This is a genomic window from Mesorhizobium sp. WSM2240, assembly GCF_040438645.1.
Classification (GTDB): domain Bacteria; phylum Pseudomonadota; class Alphaproteobacteria; order Rhizobiales; family Rhizobiaceae; genus Allomesorhizobium.
The window spans coordinates 5,384,138-5,404,565 of record NZ_CP159253.1; the positions used below are offsets into that span (position 1 = coordinate 5,384,138).

The window sequence follows — 20,428 nt, forward strand, 5'->3', positions numbered from 1 at the left end:
GGGGCGCCGGTTGGGGACAGTGCAATGTTGGGGTGGATGAGGAATTCAGGACTGCGAGCCGTGGCGACTGCGCTTCTGGTCGTTGGGATCGCTGGCTCGATGCTGCTTGCGCCGCATGGCGCGCAGGCCGCCAATGATGTCGTTCACATCACTTCGGCCAAGAACGCTTCGATCAGGCTCGCCAAGGGCAAGCCCAAGACCGTCAAGACCGACGTGCCCTTCTACGAAATCGTTATCGGCGATCCCGAGATCGCCAACGTCAATCCGCTGACAGACCGCTCCTTTTATGTGCTTGGCAACAATCTCGGCACGACCGGCATCGCTCTGTTCGACGAGAACAAGCAACTCGTCGGCACGATGGATATCGAGGTATCGCTCGACACCGATCGGCTGGCCAGCACTATCCGCGACAGCGTGCCCGGCTCCGACATCAAGGTAAGTTCGGCCAACGGCCGCGTGGTCCTGTCCGGTTCGGCCGAGGATGCCGTCGCCGTCGACAAGGCAACGCGGATCGCGACACGCTTTTCCGGCGAAGAGGAGATCATCAATTCCGTAAACATCTCGTCGTCGCAGCAGGTCCAGCTCAATGTCCGCTTCGTCGAGATCAACCGGCAGGTCGGCCAGGAGCTAGGCACCAAGATCGGCGTCCGTTATCTCGGCTCCGGCGGCGGTATCTTGTTCAACTCCAATCCGTCGGCGACCACTTCGCCTCCTGCGGCCCAACTCATCGGCACACTGCTGACCAACGGCGTTTCGATTGACGTCGCCATCAAGGCGCTGGAGGATCGTGGTGTCGCCCGCCGCCTCGCCGAGCCGAATCTGATTGCGCGCTCCGGCGAAAAGGCCAGCTTCCTCGCCGGTGGCGAGTTTCCGATCCCGGTCTCGGAGGAGGAGGGCAAGATCACCGTCGACTACAAGAAATTCGGCGTCAGCCTCGATTTCACGCCGACAGTTTTGAGCGACGGTCTTATCGCCCTCGACATCGAGCCCGAGGTTTCGTCGGTCGACACCTCGGCTTCCTACAATATCGGCAATATCTCCATTCCCGGCTTCGTTGTCCGGCGTGCGCGCACCTCGATCGATCTGAAGAGCGGCCAGAGCTTCATGATGGCCGGCCTGCTGCAGAGCGAAAATGACATGGTGCAGCAACGCGTGCCGGGGCTCGGCAAGTTGCCGATCCTTGGGCCGCTGTTCAGCTCCAGGGCCTACCAACGCCGCGAGACCGACCTGGTGATCATCGTCACGCCCTTCCTGGTCAAGCCGATCGATCCAACCAAGAAGCCGCTGGCGCCTACGGACGGCACGATGGCGGCGAGCAACGTCGATTATTTTCTGGGCAATGTGGAGGAGGTGAAGGCCGGCGCTCCGCGAAACGCGCTCACGCCGGCCGCGCCTGTCGCCTCCGTCGGCCACTTCCTTGATCTGCCGAAGGAATGAACATGCGCAAGCTTCCGGCCACAGCCCTGTTGGCGATCGTCGCTCTCTCCGCCGGATGCGCCACCGAGGAGACGGCGCGCATGGACGGCCTGACCGTCGGGGCCGGCAACGCCATGGCGGCCAATACGGTCATGCAGATGGTCGACCCTTGGCCGCGCGGCGTAGAGGACACCAACCTCATCGTGCCTGCCGATATGGGCCAGTACAGGACTGACGAAGCGGCCGCCGTCGCGGCGGAGCGCGTCGACAGTTCGATCGGCGACAAATGACCAATCGGACAACACGACATGGCAGCCACCGGTAACAGCAAGCGCATTCTCCTCGTCTCGACCGACAAAGCGTTCCTGCAGGACACCAAGGCGGCATTCGCCTCGTCCGAGAAGATCGATCTGGTCGTTGTCGAGAAGAATGTCGGCGAACTGCGTGCCGAGATCCAGGAAGCCGACTGCGGCGCGGTCATCATCGACATGGACGCCGCGAGGCTCGACGAGATCGATGCGCTCCAACGCATCACGCGCCGACTCGAAGGCCGCGCCCCGATCATCGTCGTCACTCAGGAATTCAACGCTGCGGCGGTGCGCATTCTGGTGCAACTCCAGATCGCTGATTTCCTGGTCAAGCCGATCACCACGGCCGACCTCGTACGCTCCTGCATTCGCGCGCTGCAGGGGCCGGGCCGCGAAGAGAACGCGGAATCGCAGATCTATACCTTCATGCCAGCCGCCGGCGGCGTCGGCACGACGACGCTGACCCTGCAGACGGCGTTCCAGTTGCACAACTCGATGACCCGCGGCGCCTCCACCTGCGTCGTCGACCTGAACTTCCAGCAGGGCTCCTGCGCCGAGTACCTCGATCTCGAGCCGCGCTTCGACATCACCGAGATCGAGAACCAGCCCGAGCGCCTCGACCGCCAGCTTCTCGACGTCATGCTGTCGAAGCATTCGAGCGGACTGTGCGTGCTCGCAGCACCCACCCGGCCGTCCGAAATGCGCACGTTCAACGCTGATGTCGTCGTGCGTATGCTCGACCTGGTATCGGCCTATTTCGACAATGTCGTCATCGACATGCCGCGCACCTGGTTCCCGTGGACCGAAACGGTGCTGCTTGGCTCCAACAAGCTCTACATAGTCGCCGAGATGACGGTGCCGTGCCTTCGCCACACGCAGCGTCTGATCCAGGCCGTTTACGAGACCGCCGGCAAGGAAGTGAAGCCGAATGTGATCGTCAATCGCTTCGAGCAACGCATGTTCGACACCGGCATCAAGCAGGCGGACGTTCAGGAGATACTCGGCGACCATTTTGTCGGCGGCATCTCGAACAATTACCGGCTGGTGCGCGAGGCGGTCGATCGCGGCGTGCCGCTGCACGAGATCGACCCCAATGCCAATGTCGTGAGCGATTTGAAGCGGATCATCCTGCCCGAGGAAGCGGCGGCCGCGGTCAAGAAGTCGCGCTCGCTATTCGGCATCGGCAAGGGACTGTTGAGGAAGGCCGGATGACCAGCCGTTTCTCCGCACTGCAGAATCGCGATGTAAGGCCCGAGCGCCCGCCGGAGCCGGCCGCCAGCCAGCAAATAGCGGTGGTTATCCCGACGACGCGCAAGCCCGCGCCGCCAAAGGCCGAGGTAGGGCCGGCCAAGCCGACCAAGGTGCTCGACGCGCGCGTGCGCATCCACCGCATGCTGATCGAGGAGATCAATCTGGTGGCGCTCGAGCGCCTGCCGCGCGACGAGATGCGCCGACAGGTGCACGATTTCGTGTCGGAGAAGACCCGGCAGGAGCGGCTGGCGATCAACGTCGCCGAACTCGACGCGCTGGTCGACGACATCGTCGATGAGATGGTCGGCCTCGGTCCGCTGGAACCGCTGCTCAAGGATCCGACCATCAACGACATCCTCATCAACGGCCACGAGAACTGTTTCGTCGAGCGTCGCGGCAAGCTGGAGCAAGTGCACATCCCGTTCAAGGACGAGGCGCATCTTCTGCGCATCATCAACAAGATCGTCGCGGCCGTCGGGCGGCGCGTCGACGAATCGCAGCCGATGGTCGATGCGCGCATGCTCGATGGCTCGCGCTTCAATGCTGCGATCCGTCCGGTCGGCGTCGACGGACCGCTGGTCTCCATCCGCAAATTCTCGAAGAACAAGCTCGGCCTGCACAAGCTCGTCGAGTTCGGCGCCATCACCCAGAACATGGCCGAAGTGCTCGCCGCCGCCGTCCACGCCCGCAAGACGACGATCATCTCGGGCGGCACCGGCACCGGCAAGACCACCATGCTGAACGCCCTGTCGGCTTTCATCCCGGAAGACGAGCGGCTGATCACCATCGAGGACGCCGCCGAACTGCAACTGCAGCAGCCGCATGTCGCGCGCATGGAGACGCGCCCCGCCAACATTGAAGGGCATGGCGAGTTGAAGCAGCGCGACCTCGTCAAGAATGCGCTTCGCATGCGGCCCGACCGGGTCATCCTCGGCGAATGCCGCGGCGAAGAGGCGTTCGACATGCTTCAGGCCATGAACACCGGCCATGAAGGGTCGATGGCGACCATCCACGCCAACACGCCTCGCGACGCCATCAGCCGCCTGGAGCAGATGCTCGGCATGACCGGCATGCCGATGACGGTGCAGTCGATCCGCAGCCAGATTGCCAGCGCCCTCGACATCATCGTGCAACTGACCCGCCTCTCCGACGGTAAGCGCAAGGTGACGAGCGTCGCCGAAGTCACCGGCATGGAAGGCGACGTCATCCAGATGCAGGAGATCTTCCGCTTCGTGCGCACCGGCATGGAGGCCGACGGAAAAATCCTCGGCCACTTCGAGGCGACCGGCATCCGCCCGCGATTCCTCGAGGACATGAAAGCGATGGGCATCGAGTTTCCGGGCAAATATTTCGAGCCCGGCCGGCCGCTGGAATAGCCGCAATGTTCGACGGTTTCAGCGCCATCTACCTGATCTACGCCGGCGCGGCGCTCACCGGTATCATGATCGCCGAGGCGTTTTATCTGCTCTACGCCGGCAGTAGTGATCGCCGCGCCGCGATCAACCGCCGCGTCAAGCTGCAGGAGAAGAAGCTCAGTCAGGAGCAAGTGCTGATCCAGCTTCGCAAGGAGCGCGGTCTGGAAAGCGCGCCGATGTTGTCGCTCGACCGCTTCCGTGCGCTGCGGACCCAGTCCGGCCTGATAACTCCGCTGCCGAAATTCCTCGCCATCACCAGCGGCGCGGCCGCCCTATCCGTCTTTGTGGCGATCTGGAAGGGGCTTCCCGTCATGTTCGGGCTCGCAGCTTTCCCGGTTCTTTGCCTTCTTATTCCTGTGATGACGCTGCGCTTCCTGCGCAAGCGTCGCCACAAGATGTTCGGCCTGCAGCTTCCCGAAGCCCTGGAACTGATTACGCGCAGCCTCAAGGCCGGCCATCCCGTTCCGGTCGCCATTTCCATGGTCGCCCGCGAAATGCCTGACCCAATCGGCACCGAGTTCGGCGTCGTCGCCGACGAGGTGACCTTCGGCTCGGACCTGGTTACGGCGCTGCATTCGCTGTTCGAGCGTGTCGGGCACGAGGATCTGCCGCTTTTCGTGACCGCAGTCTCGATCCAGAGCAGTTCCGGCGGAAATCTGCGCGAGATCCTCGACGGGCTTTCCTCCGTGATCCGCGAGCGCGGCAAGCTCAAGCGCAAGGTCCGCGCCATCTCCACCGAAGGTCGGATGTCCGCCTACATCCTGACCGCTGTTCCTGCGCTGCTTATGACCGGCGTTCAGGTACTGATGCCGCAGTTTTACGAAGACGTCTGGGGCGAACCGATGACTTGGTATCTGCTCGGCGGGTCGTTCGTCTGGCTGATGATCGGCAACGCCATGATGTTCAAAATGTCGAACTTCAAATTCTGATGGAAACGCTGATCGCCTTCCTCGCCGCACTCCGGCCAACCTCCCTGGCGCCGGTTGCCTTGCTGCTTCTGGTTCTCGGCGGCGGCGCGGTGGCGTGGCCGCTGCTTGTCCATCGTGGCGGCCACAGCAACGTGAAGCGGCGGCTGAAGGTCGAGACCGACGTCCCGGTGGCGGCTGCGGATGCCGCGCCGAAGAAGAACCCTCGCGCGGTTCGCGAAAAGGCGATGAAAACCGCACATGATTTTTACGCCAAAAGCGATCCCGAAAACGTCGCGCGGTTGCGCATGCGGCTGATTCAGGCGGGCCATATGGATCCGTCCGCGGTCGGCAAGTTCTTCCTCATCCGCTTCATCGGCTTTGCCGTGGGCGCCGTCGGCGCGTTTCTAGCCGACCACTGGATGGGCGGCGACTCTTCTGCAATGAGCCGCGGGGCCTTCGTGATCATGGCGGGCGGCGCCGGCTATTTCTTCCCCGGCCTGGCGCTTTCCCGGCAGATCAGCGTGAAGATGCGCGAATATCGCAACGGCTTTCCCGATTTCATGGACCTGATGATCATCTGCTCCGATGCCGGCATGAGCATGGAAGCCGGCATCGAGCGCGTCGCCAAGGAACTGTTTCTCACCTATCCGTCGCTCAGCCAGAATCTCACACTGGTTTCGCTGGAATTACGGGCGGGACGCGGCCTCGACGATGCGCTGAAGTCTCTGGCCGACCGTTTGAGCCTCCAGGAAGTACGGTCTTTCGCCACGCTGCTGCAGCAGTCGAAGGAACTTGGCACCAGCCTGTCGGGGGCGTTGCGCGTATTTTCAGACGAAATGCGCCACAAGCGCATGTCGATGGCCGAGGAGAAGGCGCACGCGCTGCCGGCCAAAATGTCGGTGCCGGTCACGGTCTGCATTCTGCCTGTCGTTCTGATGGTGGCGGTCATTCCGATCATCGTGAAGATGACGATGATGGGCGAGTAAGCGTCGCTCTGGTTAACGCTTCCTATTAGAGCTTCCTAATTTTAACGACGTTCCGGCACTTTGATTTAACGGCTAGGCTGTAGTGTCGATCCTGGGTAACGACCCGGAAAACGGGCTCTACGGGACGGGGCAGATGCGTCACATCCATTTCGCGGCCATGGCCGCCATCGCGCTTGCGTCGGGCTGCACATCGAGCAAGATCGATCAGACCGAGACGACGGCTATAGTACCGGTCGCGCAGGACATCAGCGCAGCCGATCTTAACGTCGGCAAGACGCAGTTCCGCGAAGCCAATTACGGTCTGGCCGAGAAGCACTTCCGCAAGGCGGTCGAGCTCAACGCCGATAACGCCGAGGCCTGGATGGGCCTCGCCGCGTCCTACGACCAGCTCGGTCGGTTCGACTTTGCGGACCGCGCCTATGAGCAGCTCCTCAAGGTCGCCGGCCGCAAGGCGCGGATCGTGAACAATATGGGCTATTCGCAGTTCCTGCGTGGCAACAGGAAGAAGGCGCAGGCCCTGCTCCTGGAAGCCAGAGCGGGCATGGCCGACCCCACCATCGTCGACGCCAATCTGGCGCTCCTTGATAAATCGTAGAGTACGGTCGCGCTGAGAGGTGGACCTATTCGGATGGGCGCTCGGCAAGCAGCGCGCCATCCAGCGACGAAGGCAGACACGGCAGATCGCTATCGAGGCAAAGTTGCGCCTTAGCGCCTGATGCGGCTTCTTCCGACTGGTTTTTGCTCTCCAGGCCCAGATAGGTCAGCCGTACCGTTTCGGGCTGTCTGATATCGCTCAGGAAGTAGAACGACAAGAAAACCGCCACCGCCAGGACCGAAGCGGACAGGATGGCTTCGAAGAAGCCGAATGGCTGTTTTGGTTCCCAATGCATGTCTGGCCCGTGGTAGATCTGTCCTCATGAAACTGCTTTCTCGCGCCGGCGGTTCCGAAATTAATCTCCCGCATTGCCATCGGGTTTCGTCCACGGACCCAGGCGACTGTTGATCTCGATCGCAGGCTGCATCCGGTCTCGATGGAACGCTCCGCTGTCAATTGCATTGTTGCAGGAATACAACCGGGCATCGACGGAGGCTGGCAATTTGTCCGGCCATGACCGGCGTCGACAGGCGGCATTCCCGCCGTGCCCGAAACAGTGCATTATGCCATTGGATTTTTGAGAGAGGAGAGCGATATGGAAGACGCAGGCGTGGGTTGGATAGCTGCCATCATAATCGGCGGGGTAGCGGGATGGCTGGCCGAGCAGTTCATGAAGAGCAATCTCGGGCTCCTTATGAATATCGTTCTCGGCATCGTGGGGGCGATCGTGGCGAATGCCCTTCTTGGCCTCGTGGGCGTGAGCCTGGGTGGCTGGATCGGTTACCTGATCGCCGGCTTCATCGGCGCCTGTATCCTGATCGCCATCGGACGGATGTTCAAGCGCTAGCTAGAGCCGGCAGGCTGATCGAGCCGACAGTTAACCTCCAGCGTCAGGCTGGAGGTTAACTTGTGTTGCATGTCGCTCAGGCGGTCGTCTTGTCGCGAATAAGGCTTTTGCGCTTGTCGAACATGCGTACGATATTGTCTCCCAGATTCTGCTGCTGCGGATTCTCAGTTACTTTCTGGATGCTGTTGCGCTTACGCAGCCGCGCGGCGTCTTGCAGCATGCTGCCGGCCCAGCGATAGATGTTGTTGTCGCGCACGATTTCGCGCATCCGCCGCATGCGCTGGCGCTGTTCCTCCGCCGACATCGTCAGAGCGCGCATCATGGCCTCGCCCATCGCGGTTGCGTCGTAGGGATTGACGATCACCGCTTCGAGCAGTTCGCGCGCCGCCCCGGCGAAGGTGCTTAGGATAAGCACGCCCTGCTCGTCGTCTCTGGACGCCACGAACTCCTTGGCCACCAGATTCATGCCATCATGCAGGCTGCTGACCACGCAGGCGTCGGCGGCGCGATAGACGTTGTAGATGTCCTCCTGCGTATGGTGTTCCGCCAGCATGATGATCGGCTTGTAACCGTCGGTTCCGTACCGCTGGTTGAAGGCGTCGACGAAGCCGACGCATTCCTGGTGGAGGTGTTGGTAGGCCGGCAGCGTGCCGCGGCTTGGTGCTGCGATCTGCAGGAAGACCAGCCGGCCAATCCACTCGGGATGGTTGGTAAATAGCTCCTCGATGGCCTGGAAACGATCGACGATACCCTTTGTATAATCCATACGCTCGACCCCGACGAACAGCTTGGTGTCGTCCGACAGGCCGTACCGCTCGAAGATCTTGCGCCGGCACTCCTCGACCGGCGGCTGCGTTTCGAGCGCCGCGGGTGGCCACTCGATCGAGATCGGATAGGAATGCACCAGGGTCGTCTGGCCACCATAGGAGATTGAGGAGTGCTCGCGCTCGATCCGGCTTTCCAGGAAGCGGTCGACGCTTTCCATGAAATTGTTGCAGTGGAATTGGATGTGGAAGCCCATGATAGAACTGCCGAGCAGGCCGTCGAGGATCTGTTCCCGCCACGGGCAGATGCTGAACACTTCCGAGTTGGGCCACGGTATGTGCCAGAAGGTGATGATGATCGCTTCCGGCAGCCGCCGCCGGATCATGCGCGGCAACAGTGCGAAGTGATAATCCTGAATCAGCACGATCGGCCGTTCGTTGCGCGCCTCCTCGACGACGATGTCGGCGAATTTCTGATTTACCGCCTCGTAAGTCTCCCAGTCCGAGGCGCGGAACAGAGGCCGCGTGAACGCGATATGGCAAAGTGGCCACAGCCCGTCATTGGAGAAGCCGGAGTAATGACCGTGCTGCTCTTCCTCGCTTAGCCACACCCTGCGCAGCGTGTACGCCGGCTTGCCCGGCGGCACCTGCACGTGGTCGTGCTCGTCGACGGTGATCTTGTCGGCCGAACCGCCGCCATGCGCGATCCAGGTGCCGGCGCAGGCGCGGGTCACGGGTTCCAGAGCGGAAACCAGCCCGCTCGCTGGCACGATGAGATCGACCTCGCCGTCCTTCAGATTATGGATATAGGGTTCGCGGTTCGAGACCACGATGACCTGCGCGCCCGGCAGTTCCGTCCGCAGGATGCGGCGCAGCGTGTCGGGCGTCCATGAGACGAGGGGGTCGTCGACCGCTCCGCTGTTCTTTTCGAACTCGCGCAGCAACTGGCGTGCTGTTTCAGCTACTGGGCCGGTGTTCTCAAAAAACGGCTGGTGCGCGCCGTCGGCGAGCCGCCATCTCCAAAGCACGGCCGCCGAAAGGGCGACCGCCAATCCGGAAAGCAAAAGGCTGGTTGCAAGCAATCCCCACATTCCGCCGGGATATGCTTGCAGAAGACTGGGATCGACGTCTGTCATGATGGATTACGGGTTATAGTTGATGAAACTAACATCGGGTGGGTGTTTTCCTCGCGAGGGAGACAGGATGCGGCGGCCGGAAGCCGGCCACGGCATTCGGTCTGGAAGAGAACTCCCGGCGCACCGATCCGTTCCGGAAAAAATCGCCCTTCGCGGCTCTTGGTCAGGAACGCACGATCAGCGGCGCCAGCCCCTCATGGCGCGTCTCCAAATAGGCCACCACGCGGTCGCCGACGCGCTGGAACGACAGGTCCACTTCGGCGGCGCCGACGCTCAACCGGCGTATGGTAAGATGGTCGATGCCGATCGGCAGGCGCGGCCGGGTAACCTGGATTTCGCCTTTCAGCCCATCGATCTCCAGGCCGAGGCAGGCCTGCATCAGCATGAACACCGATCCCGACGACCAAGCCTGCGGCAGGCAGGCGACGGGATAGGCGATAGGTGCTTCGCCGGGCGCGCGGGTGAAGCCGCAGAACAGTTCCGGCAGCCGCATGTTGAAATGCACCGCCGCCTCGAAAGTGCCGCTCAGCAGCCTGACCAGGCTGTCGCGGACGCCGTAGCGGGCGAGCCCGGCGGCGCAGATTGCTGTGTCGTGCGGCCAGATCGAGCCGTTGTGATAGGACATCGGGTTGAAGAGGACCTCGTCGTCGGCAAGCGTACGCACGCCCCAGCCGGAATGAAACGGCGCCGACAGCAGTTGATCGGAGACATGCTGCGCCCGCTCCGGCGACGGCAGGCCGACAAAAAGCAAATGACCGGCATTCGATGTCCTGACTTCGCAGGGTCGCCCGTCACCGTCGAGCGCCAGGGCGTAGAAATTCCGGTCGTCCATCCAGAAATGCTCTTCCACGTTTCGGCGCATGGTTTCGGCGCATTCGGTCCAGTGCACCGCCTTACCGGCGTCCTCGCGCTGCAAAGCGAGCTCGGCGAGGCCGCGATAGGCGGCGTAGACGTAGCCTTGCACCTCGACCAGCGAGATCGGGCCTTTCGGGATCGTGCCATCCGCGTGGAAAACGGAATCGAAGCTGTCCTTCCAGCCCTGATTGGCTAGACCGGATTCGGCGGCCCTCTGGTAAGTGACGAAGCCATTGCCGTTCTGCTGGCTCGCCTCATCCATCCAGTTCGCGGCGGCGCAAAGCGAAGGCCAGAGAGAGTTGATGAACTCCATGTCGCCGGTGCGTTCGACATAGGCGCAGGCCAGGTATATATAGAGCGGCGTCGTATCGACCCCGCCATAGTAGCGCCCGAACGGCAGTTCGCGCAGCACCGCCATCTCGCCTTTGCGGGTTTCGTGCATGATCTTGCCCGGTTGCGAGTCGCTGAAGGGCGACGTTTCCGTCGCCTGGTGCTGCGCCAGGAACGACAGCACGCCCCGTGCCAACCCCGGATTGAGCCACAGCATCTGCAGCGCCGAGATCACGCCGTCCCGGCCGAAGGCGGTCGAGAACCAGGGTATGCCCGCATAGGGGTAGGGTCCGGTCGGCAGGTCGGTGGTGAGCAGTGCAATGTCAGCCCTCGCCCGCGACAACCAGTCGTTGAACACGCGGCCGGAACTGAAAACGGTGGCGCCGTGCCGTCGCTTCGCCCGCATGCCGAAGCGCGCCCGCGCCGCCGCCGCCCGGTATCTCTCGCGGCTCGGCTGGGCCGGCCTGTCGGCGCCGACTTCGATGAACAGCGTTTCGCTGCCCCGCTTCGACAGGCGCATGGTGAAATCGGCGCGGTCTGCAAGTATACGGTCAGGCCGCACCGAGAAGGCGATGGTCGAGTGGCGGTCGAGTTTGTCCAGCCCCTCGTAGCGCATGCTGACGCTGTCTTCCGTCGTTTCCACGTCGTAGTTCCGGCCGCGCCTGCTGCGGATCGAGCCGCGCACTTCGAACATGTCGCGGAAGTCGGCGGCGAAGCGCAGCGTCACGGGCACAAGCGCCTCGCGTTCACTGAAGTTCGAGAACTTGATGCGCTCGAACATCCGGTCCTCCCACAGCAGGCGCGAGCGCTCGATATAGATGACGCCTTGCGGGGTGGCGCTGCCGTCTAGCGTTGTAAGCGGCAGATTGGTCAAATTGGCTGTGAAAATCATATTGTCCTGGCTGAGCGATGCTCCCAGCAGGGAGGGAACGCGCTCGCCGACCAGCAACCTGAAATGCGATAGGACGCGTGTGTCGTCGCGGAACAGGCCGTCGCCGCTGCCGCGTATATCGCCATAGGCGTCGGCCACCACGAAACAGTCGGCATGCTTCAGCGCAAACTGCCGGTGCGGCTCGCGCGGGGCGGTATCGTCGAGTCCCGCCAGAGCGATGGCTGGATCGAGTTTGCGCTCGTCGAGTATGGTCATTGCTGTTCAACCAGTTTCGTCGACGCCGCGAGGCAGATCGCTTCGCGACGGTTTGCCATCGAGGAATCAGACGGCCACCGCGCCAATTCTATGTCCGTGGGATGCTGTGTCGAGCAGTTGCCTGTAGATGGCGGCATAATCGCGAGCCATCCGCGTTGCCGAGAAGCGCTTCTCGAACGCAGCCCGCACCAGGTTTCGGTCGAACTTTACAGCCCTTCCGACCGCCGCGACCGCCTCATCGATGGAATCGACGATATGGCCGGTCACGCCTTCGTCGATGATTTCGTGCATTGCGCCGCTGTTCCACGCGACCACCGGCGTGCCGAAGGCCATGGCCTCGATCACCACCAGCCCGAAGGGTTCGGGCCAGTCGATCGGAAACAGCAGCGCCGCCGCGTTCCCCAGGAAATCCGCCTTCTGTTCCTCGCCGATTTCACCCAGATATTCGACCGAAACGCCGTCGATCAGCGGCTCGACCGTGTCGTGGAAATAGGCGCGGTCGTCCTCGCCCACCTTGGCCGCCATCCGGAGCTTCAGGCCGCAGCGGCGGGCGATCTCGATGGCCCGGTCGGGTCGCTTGTCGCGTGAAAGCCGGCCGAGGAAGGCGAGATAGCCGGCCTCCTCACGCCGCGGGATCGGCCGGTATAGATCGAGCGGCAGGCCGTGGTGAACCGTTCCGACCCAGTTGGCCTCAGCCAACGGCTGCCGCTGGCGATGCGAGATCGAGATCATAGGAAAATGCGGCCAGCGCCGATATGCGCCGGCGAGATCCTTGTAATCCAGCCGTCCGTGCGGTGTGGTGACCGTCCGTTCGGGCATGTCCTGGAAGAACGGGAAATGCAGGAAATGGCTGAGGTGAAAATGGATGATATCGAATTCGTCGGCCCGCCGGCGGACATCGTCCAGCATGGCGAGATGCGCAGCGATCTGCGACTTCAGCGGATACGGATCGAGTCGCAGCGCCTGATCCCTGACAGGCACGAGGGTCGCCGTGGTTTTGGAATCGCCGCTGGCAAACAGCGTCACCTCGTGACCGAGCTCCACCAGTCCGTCGACGAGATATGCGATGATGCGTTCGGTTCCGCCATAATAGCGCGGAGGCACGCTCTCAAACAGCGGCGCGACATGCGCAATTTTCATAAAACATTCCTTTGGAATCCATCTTGTCGCAGGGCGCAATTCATCGCCCCACCAGACAGAAAGCCGGTTTCGGGAGGAAAGTTCCATGCCCGGCGCGTGCCGGATTCGGGCGGCGACGAGACGCCGCCGGTCGCGACGCGTTGCCGGGTGGGGAGGAAGACGATCGGCCGCATCTCGTCGGCGCCGAACAGCTCGGCTCGACTTATGTTCCATCGCAGCTGATTCCTGCATGCATGCCGGGCATTGCGCAAATCCGCGCCAGAAACCAAACTGGCTTGCTCGCGTTGGTCCGCTGCGGAGAACCTGATGGCAGAGACGAAGCTTTCGAAATACCGGTCGAAACGCGACTTCACCAAGACCGCCGAGCCGAGCGATAAGGCGGAAGCGTCGCCGTCTCCGCGCCTTCGCTTCGTCATCCAGAAGCATGCTGCGACGCGCCTGCATTACGATCTGCGCCTCGAAATGGGCGGCGTCTTCAAGTCCTGGGCGGTGACGCGTGGCCCGTCGCTTGATCCGCACGACAAGCGCTTGGCGGTCGAGACGGAAGATCACCCGCTCGCCTATGGCGATTTCGAAGGCACAATCCCCAAAGGCCAGTATGGCGGCGGAACGGTGCAGCTCTGGGACCGCGGCTATTGGAGCGTCGAAGGCCGCAAGACGCCCGAGAAGGCGCTGGAATCCGGCGATCTGAAATTCACGCTGGAGGGCAAGCGCCTGCACGGAAGCTGGGTTCTCGTGCGTATGAAGAATGACCGCGACGGCGGCAAGCGCACCAACTGGCTGCTCATCAAGCACCGCGACGCGGCTGCGCGCGAGGGCGACGGAGACGCCATCCTCGCGGAAGACCGCTCGGTCGCCTCAGGCCGCACCCTGGCCGAAATCGCCAAGGGCAAAGGCAAAGGCCCGACGCCCTTCATGCTGGCCGGCGACGGAGCGGCGAGCCCGGATGCGGTCTGGAACTCCAACAGGGGCGATAGCGAAAAGCTTTCTCCCAGGCAGGAATTGCGAAAGCCGGTCGCGCGCAAGCGCAGCAAGTCGGCGGGCATGCCCGATTTCATTGCGCCGCAGCTTTGCGAAACCGTGAGCCGTGCACCGAGCGGGTCCGATTGGCTTCACGAGATCAAATTCGATGGCTACCGCATGCAATTGCGCGTCGAGGACGGCCGCGCGGTGCTGAAGACACGCAAGGGCCTCGACTGGAGCGGCAAGTTCAGCGCGATCGCCGCGGAAGCCGATACGCTTCCGAACTGTATTATCGACGGCGAGATCGTTGCGCTGGATGGCTCCGGCAGGCCGGATTTCAGCGCGCTTCAGGCCGCTTTGTCCGAACAGGATACCGGCGATCTGGTGTTTTTCGCCTTTGACCTGTTGTTCGACGGGTCTGACGACCTGCGGCCGCTGCCGCTCACCGAGCGCAAGGCGAGGCTGCAGGAATTGCTGGCGGACAGCGCGGACGACGTGCCGCATATCCGCTTCGTCGAGCATTTCGAAGGCGATGGCGAGGCGGTGCTTCGTTCGGCAAGCAGTCTCGGCCTGGAAGGCATCATCTCCAAGAAGGCGAGCGCGCCTTACGAATCCGGAAGAACTGCGAGCTGGACCAAGGCCAAGAGCCGGGAAGGTCAGGAAATCGTGATCGGCGGATGGACGACGACAAACGGCAAGTTCCGCTCGCTGCTCGCCGGCGTTTTTCACGACGGGCATTTCGTCCATGTCGGCCGCGTCGGAACCGGCTTCGGCCGCGACAAGGTTGAGAAGCTGCTACCGAAGCTGAAGGCGATGAAGACGACCAAATCCCCCTTCACCGGCGCCAACGCGCCGAAAAAAGCCGCCAATATTAACTGGACCAAACCCGAACTAGTCGCCGAGATCCAGTTCGCGGGCTGGACCGATGGCGGCCAGATCAGGCAGGCGGCGTTCAAGGGATTGCGCGAGGACAAGCCTGCGCGTGAGGTTAGGGCGGAAACCCCGGCGCCCGTCGAGCAGGCGCAAGCCGCCGAACCCAACGCCGATGTCAAGCAAGCCGCAAAGCCTGTCAGGATCCGTGGCAAGGGAGGAAAGCCGATGGTCATGGGCGTAGCGATATCGAACCCGGAGAAGGAGATGTGGCCCGACGCCGGCGATGGCGAGCCGGTAACCAAGCTCGATCTCGCAGAGTATTTCGAGGCCGTCGGGCGCTGGCTGATCGAGCACATAAAGGGCCGTCCATGCTCGATAATTCGCGCGCCGGACGGCATCGGCGGCGAACAGTTCTTCCAGCGCCATGCAATGCCCGGCACGTCGAAACTGATCGAACTGGTGCCGGTATTCGGCGACAAGAAGCCCTATCTGCAGATCGACCAAGTCGAAGGTCTCGCCGCCGTCGCCCAGATCGGTGCGCTGGAACTGCACCCTTGGAACTGCGAACCCGGAAAGCCGGAAGTGCCGGGCCGGCTGGTTTTCGATCTCGATCCTGGGCCGGAGGTCGAATTTGCCGACATCATCGTGGCGGCCAGGGAGATGCGCGAGCGGCTGGAGGCGCTTGGCATGGTCAGCTTCTGCAAGACCACCGGCGGCAAGGGCCTGCATGTGGTGACGCCGCTGAAAGCGCCGGCCAAGGGCGGGCCTGACTGGAAGGAAGCCAAGGCGTTCGCCCAGGAGATCTGCAAGCAGATGGCGCGCGACAGCCCCGACCGCTATCTCGTCAATATGTCCAAGAAGCTGCGCACCGGCCGTATCTTCCTCGACTACCTCCGCAACGACCGCATGGCGACGGCGGTAGCGCCGCTGTCGCCTCGTGCGCGGCCGAGCGCAACTGTGTCGATGCCGCTGAACTGGGAAGAGGTTAAACCGGGTCTCGACCCGAAGCGCTATACGCTCCGTACCGCGCCGGCGCTGCTCGCCAAAACCACCGCCTGGCAGGACTACTGCGATAGCGAGCGGCCGTTGAAACCGGCCATCAAGCGGCTCGGCAAGGTGAAGGCGGCTGCCTGACGGCGGAACGTTTGCCGTCCGTTGCTGTTGTCAGTAGACGACAGTGACGGAGGCGAACATGCCCGATCAGGCGAAGAAAATCGAGAAGGATGCGGCCGGCCAGTTTGTCCGCTCCAAGCATGGCTGTGACAATGACGGTCTCTCCAGCGCTGAGCCGCGTGTGATTTCCGGCGGCGACGCCACCTTTGATGACGAGCCTGATTTTCCTCCGGAAAGCCGCAACGACCGGGCGACCGGCGCACGCAAGCTGCAATCCGTCGGTGGTGGCGGCATGGAGGACAGTCCAGACGAGCGCACCCATGAGGGGCCGCCGGAACACGGCCTGCAGGAAGATATGGACGAGACTCCCGAAAAGACGCGTCACGGCGACGGCCAGAACCCGCCAGGCAGCTTCGGCGCATCGAAGCCGAAAAGAGACACCTGATCGGTTCGACTGGCGTTCGCAGCCGCGTCGCTTCAAGGCTCGCTGGCAAAACCGCCGCCCAATCGCTATGTGAACGCAGGCAAATGACATTGCCTGCGTGCTGTGCAAAACTTTCGCCGGCGCGAAGCGAGCGGAAGGACATCATGGCGACCAGGGAAATGCTGACGAAGAACCAGTTGCGGGTGCTCGAAAAACTCGAGGCCGCGACCGGGCCGCTCAGCGCCTACACGCTTCTCGACCAGTTGCGCAGTGAGGGCTTTCGCGCGCCGCTTCAGGTCTATCGTGCGCTCGACGGGCTGATGAATGCCGGTTTCGTGCACCGCCTTGAAAGCATGAACGCCTTCGTCGCCTGTTCGGAGCCGCACGACCACAGCCACCGCATGATCGCCTTCGCCATCTGTGACAAATGCGGCCAGGTGGCCGAGTTCTCAGACGAGAAGGTGGGAAAGAGCCTCGACGCCTGGGTCGGCTCCACCGGTTTCGCCGCCAAAAAGGCGGTCATCGAGTTCCGCGGCACCTGCGCGGCTTGTGCGGCCGTGGCGGCTTAATAGCCTGATCACGCCCAAGGCGCGCCGAGGCGGGCCGACCTTATCTCAAACGCGCACTAATGCGCCTCGTCCCAATTATCGGCCGCTCTTGCATCCACCTGCAGCGGCACGGCGAGGTTGACTGCCGGCATCGCGGCGCCCGCCATCACTTCGCGCACGACCGGCAGTGTCGCCTCGACCTCTTCCTCCGGCGCCTCGAAGATAAGTTCGTCATGCACCTGAAGCAGCATGCGCGCCGAAAGCTTCGCCTCGGCGAGCGCGGTATCCATCCGCGTCATGGCGCGGCGGATGATGTCGGCGGCCGAACCTTGGATCGGCGCGTTGATCGCCGCGCGCTCGTTGAAGGCGCGGTGCTGCGGGTTTGACGAGCGGATTTCGGGGTAATGCGCCCGCCGGCCGAAAATCGTCTCGACATAACCCTTGTCGCGGCAGGAGGCTTTGGTCGATTCCATGTAGTCGCGGATGCCGGGAAAGCGCTCGAAATAGCGCTTGATGTAGTCGCCCGCCTCTTCGCGCGCGATCGAGAGCTGGTTGGCGAGGCCGAAGGCCGAGATGCCGTAGATAATGCCGAAATTGATCGCCTTGGCGCGGCGGCGCACTTCGGACGGCATGCCTTCGACCGGAACCGAGAACATCTCCGAGGCCGTCATGGCGTGGATGTCGACGCCGTCGGCGAAAGCCTGGGTCAGCTGCGGAATATCGGCTATGTGGGCGAGCACCCGGAGCTCGATCTGGCTGTAGTCGGCCGAGATCAGCTTGTTGCCCTTCTCGGCGATGAAGGCCGTCCTGATCCGGCGTCCCTCTGCCGTGCGGATCGGGATGTTCTGCAGATTGGGTTCGGATGAGGAGATGCGCCCGGTCGGGGTCGACGCGAGAGCGTAGGAGGTGTGAACGCGCTTCGTCTCGGGGTGGATATAGTCGGGCAGCGCGTCCGTGTAGGTCGATTTCAGCTTGGTCAGCTGCCGCCAGTCGACGATCTTGCGCGGCAGTTCGTAGCCTTCGGCGGCCAGCTCCTCCAGGATCTGCGCGGTGGTCGACCATTGGCCCGATTTGGTCTTCGAGCCGCCGGGAAGCCCCATGCGGCCAAACAGAATGTCGCCGAGCTGTTTTGGCGAGCCGATGGTAAACCGCTCGCCGGCGATCGTGTAGATCTCGTCCTCGAGGGCTGCCGCGCGCTGCGCCAGTTCGCCCGAAAGCCGGCTGAGCATCTGCCGGTCGACCGAGATGCCGCGCCCCTCCATTCGCGCCAGAACCGGCACCAGTGGGCGCTCCAGCCGCTCATAGACCGATGTGAGGCCATTGGCGACCATCCGCGGCTTCAACACGCGCCACAGCCGCATGGCGAGATCGGAGCCCTCCGTCGCATAGGTCGTCGCCCGCTCGATCTCCACGAAATCGAAGGTGACGAGGTTGCGGCCGGAGCCGACCACGTCCTTGAACGGAATGACGGCATGGCCCAGCCAACGCTCCGCCAGTGTTTCGAAAGCATGGTTGCCATTGCCCGCGTCGAGTACATAGGAAATCAGCATCGTGTCGTCGAACGGCGCGATGTCGACGCCCAGCCGGTGCATCAGCAGCCAGTCATATTTGATGTTGTGGCCGATCTTGAGCACCGAGGGATCGGTGAGCAGCGGCCGGATTGCCGCCAGAGCCTCGTCGAAGGGGACCTGGTTGGGCGACCGGCCGCCGCCGAGCAGGTCGCCTTCGCTGGAGCGATGCGCGATCGGCACATAGGCAGCGCGCCCCGGCCGGATGGCGAGCGAGAAGCCGACCAGTTCGGCCAGCATCGGGTCGATCGACGTGGTTTCCGTACGGAAGGCGACCGTACCCGCATCGCGCGCCTCGGCGATCCATGCCTGCAGCGTGGCGATATCGCGGATGCATTCGTATTTCGAGCGGTCGATCCTGGCGGCGGCGGCGGCCTCGGCGCGCGATTTGGCAAGCGCGGCCGGTGCCGCGCCCTCCGCCCTCGAGGGGCCGGCGAAGCCGCCGGAGGGCGCTGCCGAAGGTTCCGCGCCTGCAGCCACCTCGGCGGGAAAGAGAACGCCTGCATCCAGATCAGGGCCGTGCGCAGCCTCACCGGTCTGCACGATGATCCGCGCCGCCTCGATCTCGTTCGGCTCCGCCCCGGTCGCCTCGGCGACGCGGCGAGTGAGCGAGGAGAATTCCAGCGCCTTGAGAAAGGAGATCAGCTTCGGCCCGTTCGGCGGCTGAAGCGCAAAATCGTCGAGCCCGTCAACCAGCGGCACGTCGTTCTTCAGCCGCACCAGTTCGCGTGAAATCCGCGCCTTCTCGGCATTGTCGATGATCGACTGGCGGCGCTTGTCCTGCTTGATTTCGCCCGCTCGGGCGAGCAGCGCGTCCAGATCTCCGAACTGCTCGATCAGCTGCGCCGCCGTCTTCGGCCCGATGCCCGGCACCCCCGGAACATTGTCGACCGAATCGCCGGTCAGCGCCTGCAGGTCGATCATTTTTTCGGGCGGCACGCCCCATTTCTCGATCACTTCCGGAACGCCGATCTGACGGTCCTTCATCGGGTCGTACATCGACACGGTCGGGCCGACCAGCTGCATCAGATCCTTGTCGGAGGAGATGATCGTGGTGTCGCCGCCCGCTTCGCAGGCCAGCCTTGCATAGGTCGCGATCAGATCGTCGGCCTCGAAACCCTCGATCTCGATGCAGGGCAGGTCGAAGGCGCGCGTCGCCTGCCGGATCAGGCCGAATTGCGGGATCAGATCGTCCGGCGGCGCCGAGCGGTTCGCCTTGTACTCGGCGTAGAGCTCGTTGCGGAAGGTTTTGGAGGAATAATCGAAGATCACGGCCAGATGCGTCGGCACTACACCGACATCCGTGTTGCGCGCATCCTGCATCAGCTTCCACAGCATGTTGCAGAAGCCCGACACCGCTCCGGTCGGCAGTCCGTCCGATTTGCGGGTCAGCGGGGGAAGCGCATGGTAGGCGCGGAAGATGTAGCCGGAGCCGTCAACGAGGAAGAGGTGATCGCCTTTTTTCATGGCGAAAGCGATAGCGTGGAGGGCAAACACTGTCCACTTCCAAACATCCGGAAGCAGCCGTCCAGCGCTGGCCAACTGACATTCCGGACCGATCACGTGTTTGTTACGAAACTGTAATGTTGTTGCCCTTGAATCAACACTTTCCGGTTTCCAAATGATCTCCATCGGCGTTTTTTGCCGAGTCCGGAGTATGGCCCGTCCCCCGCCTAGCCCGGACACAGCGGCAGCCTAATCCCCCCTCTCCGGGCTGCCGCTCCATTTTGAAGTACCGCCGCCGTGGTCTCCCCCTCCGCCACGGCGGCATTTTTTTGCCTTCAGTTTGGAGCCGCGCCAGTTTCTCCGGGCTTTTCGTCGCCGTTCCGACCCATTAGGGT

At 62.9% G+C, this 20,428-nt stretch carries 16 protein-coding genes; 11 read left to right on the forward strand and 5 right to left on the reverse strand.

Features of this window, described 5'->3' with window-relative positions:
• Window positions 1-99: 99 nt before the first annotated feature.
• From ABVK50_RS26850 to ABVK50_RS26880, 7 genes are all read left to right on the forward strand, one after another.
• Window positions 100-1,437 (forward strand): type II and III secretion system protein family protein, encoded by a 1,338-nt coding sequence (locus tag ABVK50_RS26850; protein ID WP_353645796.1) that lies wholly within the window; start codon window positions 100-102, stop codon window positions 1,435-1,437.
• A gap of 2 nt (window positions 1,438-1,439) precedes the next feature.
• On the forward strand, window positions 1,440-1,706 hold the full coding sequence (locus tag ABVK50_RS26855; RefSeq protein WP_353643686.1) for a hypothetical protein: 267 nt from the start codon (window positions 1,440-1,442) through the stop codon (window positions 1,704-1,706).
• 18 nt (window positions 1,707-1,724) lie between these two features.
• Entirely contained in the window at window positions 1,725-2,936 is a 1,212-nt protein-coding gene (locus tag ABVK50_RS26860) for a response regulator (RefSeq protein ID WP_353643685.1), read from the forward strand.
• A complete protein-coding gene (locus tag ABVK50_RS26865) occupies window positions 2,933-4,351 on the forward strand; it encodes a CpaF family protein (RefSeq protein WP_353643684.1) in 1,419 nt (472 codons plus the stop codon). The genes ABVK50_RS26860 and ABVK50_RS26865 overlap by 4 nt, the downstream gene beginning before the upstream one ends.
• Window positions 4,352-4,356: 5 nt before the next feature.
• Complete coding sequence (locus ABVK50_RS26870; RefSeq protein WP_353643683.1) at window positions 4,357-5,319, forward strand: type II secretion system F family protein; 963 nt, start codon at window positions 4,357-4,359, stop codon at window positions 5,317-5,319.
• Complete coding sequence (locus ABVK50_RS26875; RefSeq protein WP_353643682.1) at window positions 5,319-6,284, forward strand: type II secretion system F family protein; 966 nt, start codon at window positions 5,319-5,321, stop codon at window positions 6,282-6,284. Before ABVK50_RS26870 ends, ABVK50_RS26875 begins: the two co-directional genes overlap by 1 nt.
• A 133-nt stretch (window positions 6,285-6,417) precedes the next feature.
• Window positions 6,418-6,879 carry a tetratricopeptide repeat protein gene (locus ABVK50_RS26880; RefSeq protein WP_353645795.1) on the forward strand — a complete coding sequence of 154 codons (462 nt, stop codon included), beginning with the start codon at window positions 6,418-6,420 and terminating at the stop codon, window positions 6,877-6,879.
• A 25-nt stretch (window positions 6,880-6,904) separates the two neighbouring features.
• On the opposite strand, the gene ABVK50_RS26885 is transcribed toward ABVK50_RS26880, so the two are convergent.
• The gene (locus ABVK50_RS26885) at window positions 6,905-7,174 is read right to left on the reverse strand and encodes a hypothetical protein (protein ID WP_353643681.1); all 270 of its coding nucleotides are present in this window, start codon (window positions 7,172-7,174) and stop codon (window positions 6,905-6,907) included.
• Window positions 7,175-7,474: 300 nt separating this feature from the next.
• Between ABVK50_RS26885 and ABVK50_RS26890 the strand changes: the two genes are divergently transcribed.
• Complete coding sequence (locus ABVK50_RS26890; protein ID WP_353643680.1) at window positions 7,475-7,726, forward strand: GlsB/YeaQ/YmgE family stress response membrane protein; 252 nt, start codon at window positions 7,475-7,477, stop codon at window positions 7,724-7,726.
• Window positions 7,727-7,802: 76 nt separating this feature from the next.
• Here ABVK50_RS26890 and ABVK50_RS26895 read toward each other — a convergent pair whose 3' ends face one another.
• The 3 genes from ABVK50_RS26895 to ABVK50_RS26905 form a co-directional block, all read right to left on the reverse strand.
• Complete coding sequence (locus tag ABVK50_RS26895) at window positions 7,803-9,626, reverse strand: trehalose-6-phosphate synthase (RefSeq protein WP_353643679.1); 1,824 nt, start codon at window positions 9,624-9,626, stop codon at window positions 7,803-7,805.
• A 163-nt stretch (window positions 9,627-9,789) separates the two neighbouring features.
• Complete coding sequence (locus ABVK50_RS26900) at window positions 9,790-11,958, reverse strand: amylo-alpha-1,6-glucosidase (RefSeq protein WP_353643678.1); 2,169 nt, start codon at window positions 11,956-11,958, stop codon at window positions 9,790-9,792.
• 66 nt (window positions 11,959-12,024) lie between these two features.
• A complete protein-coding gene (locus ABVK50_RS26905; RefSeq protein ID WP_353643677.1) occupies window positions 12,025-13,098 on the reverse strand; it encodes a glycosyltransferase family 4 protein in 1,074 nt (357 codons plus the stop codon).
• A 306-nt stretch (window positions 13,099-13,404) separates the two neighbouring features.
• Here ABVK50_RS26905 and ligD point away from each other — a divergent pair, with 306 nt between their 5' ends.
• From ligD to ABVK50_RS26920, 3 genes are all read left to right on the forward strand, one after another.
• Window positions 13,405-16,068, forward strand: coding sequence for a DNA ligase D (ligD, locus tag ABVK50_RS26910; protein WP_353643676.1), 2,664 nt, complete (start codon window positions 13,405-13,407; stop codon window positions 16,066-16,068).
• Between the two features lie 58 nt (window positions 16,069-16,126).
• Entirely contained in the window at window positions 16,127-16,492 is a 366-nt protein-coding gene (locus ABVK50_RS26915) for a hypothetical protein (protein ID WP_353643675.1), read from the forward strand.
• Window positions 16,493-16,635: 143 nt separating this feature from the next.
• Window positions 16,636-17,040 (forward strand): Fur family transcriptional regulator, encoded by a 405-nt coding sequence (locus tag ABVK50_RS26920; RefSeq protein WP_353643674.1) that lies wholly within the window; start codon window positions 16,636-16,638, stop codon window positions 17,038-17,040.
• Between the two features lie 56 nt (window positions 17,041-17,096).
• On the opposite strand, the gene polA is transcribed toward ABVK50_RS26920, so the two are convergent.
• Window positions 17,097-20,054: a DNA polymerase I gene (gene polA / locus ABVK50_RS26925; RefSeq protein ID WP_353645794.1), complete on the reverse strand. Its 2,958-nt coding sequence runs from the start codon at window positions 20,052-20,054 to the stop codon at window positions 17,097-17,099.
• Window positions 20,055-20,428 lie beyond the last annotated feature (374 nt).

Bases quoted from the DNA above. Each gene is read 5' to 3' on its own strand.
- ABVK50_RS26850 (WP_353645796.1), top strand. From the start codon at position 100: ATGCTGCTTGCGCCGCATGGCGCGCAGGCCGCCAATGATGTCGTTCAC.
- ABVK50_RS26855 (WP_353643686.1), top strand. From the start codon at position 1,440: ATGCGCAAGCTTCCGGCCACAGCCCTGTTGGCGATCGTCGCTCTCTCC.
- ABVK50_RS26860 (WP_353643685.1), top strand. From the start codon at position 1,725: ATGGCAGCCACCGGTAACAGCAAGCGCATTCTCCTCGTCTCGACCGAC.
- ABVK50_RS26865 (WP_353643684.1), top strand. From the start codon at position 2,933: ATGACCAGCCGTTTCTCCGCACTGCAGAATCGCGATGTAAGGCCCGAG.
- ABVK50_RS26870 (WP_353643683.1), top strand. From the start codon at position 4,357: ATGTTCGACGGTTTCAGCGCCATCTACCTGATCTACGCCGGCGCGGCG.
- ABVK50_RS26875 (WP_353643682.1), top strand. From the start codon at position 5,319: ATGGAAACGCTGATCGCCTTCCTCGCCGCACTCCGGCCAACCTCCCTG.
- ABVK50_RS26880 (WP_353645795.1), top strand. From the start codon at position 6,418: ATGCGTCACATCCATTTCGCGGCCATGGCCGCCATCGCGCTTGCGTCG.
- ABVK50_RS26885 (WP_353643681.1), bottom strand. From the start codon at position 7,174: ATGCATTGGGAACCAAAACAGCCATTCGGCTTCTTCGAAGCCATCCTG.
- ABVK50_RS26890 (WP_353643680.1), top strand. From the start codon at position 7,475: ATGGAAGACGCAGGCGTGGGTTGGATAGCTGCCATCATAATCGGCGGG.
- ABVK50_RS26895 (WP_353643679.1), bottom strand. From the start codon at position 9,626: ATGACAGACGTCGATCCCAGTCTTCTGCAAGCATATCCCGGCGGAATG.
- ABVK50_RS26900 (WP_353643678.1), bottom strand. From the start codon at position 11,958: ATGACCATACTCGACGAGCGCAAACTCGATCCAGCCATCGCTCTGGCG.
- ABVK50_RS26905 (WP_353643677.1), bottom strand. From the start codon at position 13,098: ATGAAAATTGCGCATGTCGCGCCGCTGTTTGAGAGCGTGCCTCCGCGC.
- ligD (WP_353643676.1), top strand. From the start codon at position 13,405: ATGGCAGAGACGAAGCTTTCGAAATACCGGTCGAAACGCGACTTCACC.
- ABVK50_RS26915 (WP_353643675.1), top strand. From the start codon at position 16,127: ATGCCCGATCAGGCGAAGAAAATCGAGAAGGATGCGGCCGGCCAGTTT.
- ABVK50_RS26920 (WP_353643674.1), top strand. From the start codon at position 16,636: ATGGCGACCAGGGAAATGCTGACGAAGAACCAGTTGCGGGTGCTCGAA.
- polA (WP_353645794.1), bottom strand. From the start codon at position 20,054: ATGAAAAAAGGCGATCACCTCTTCCTCGTTGACGGCTCCGGCTACATC.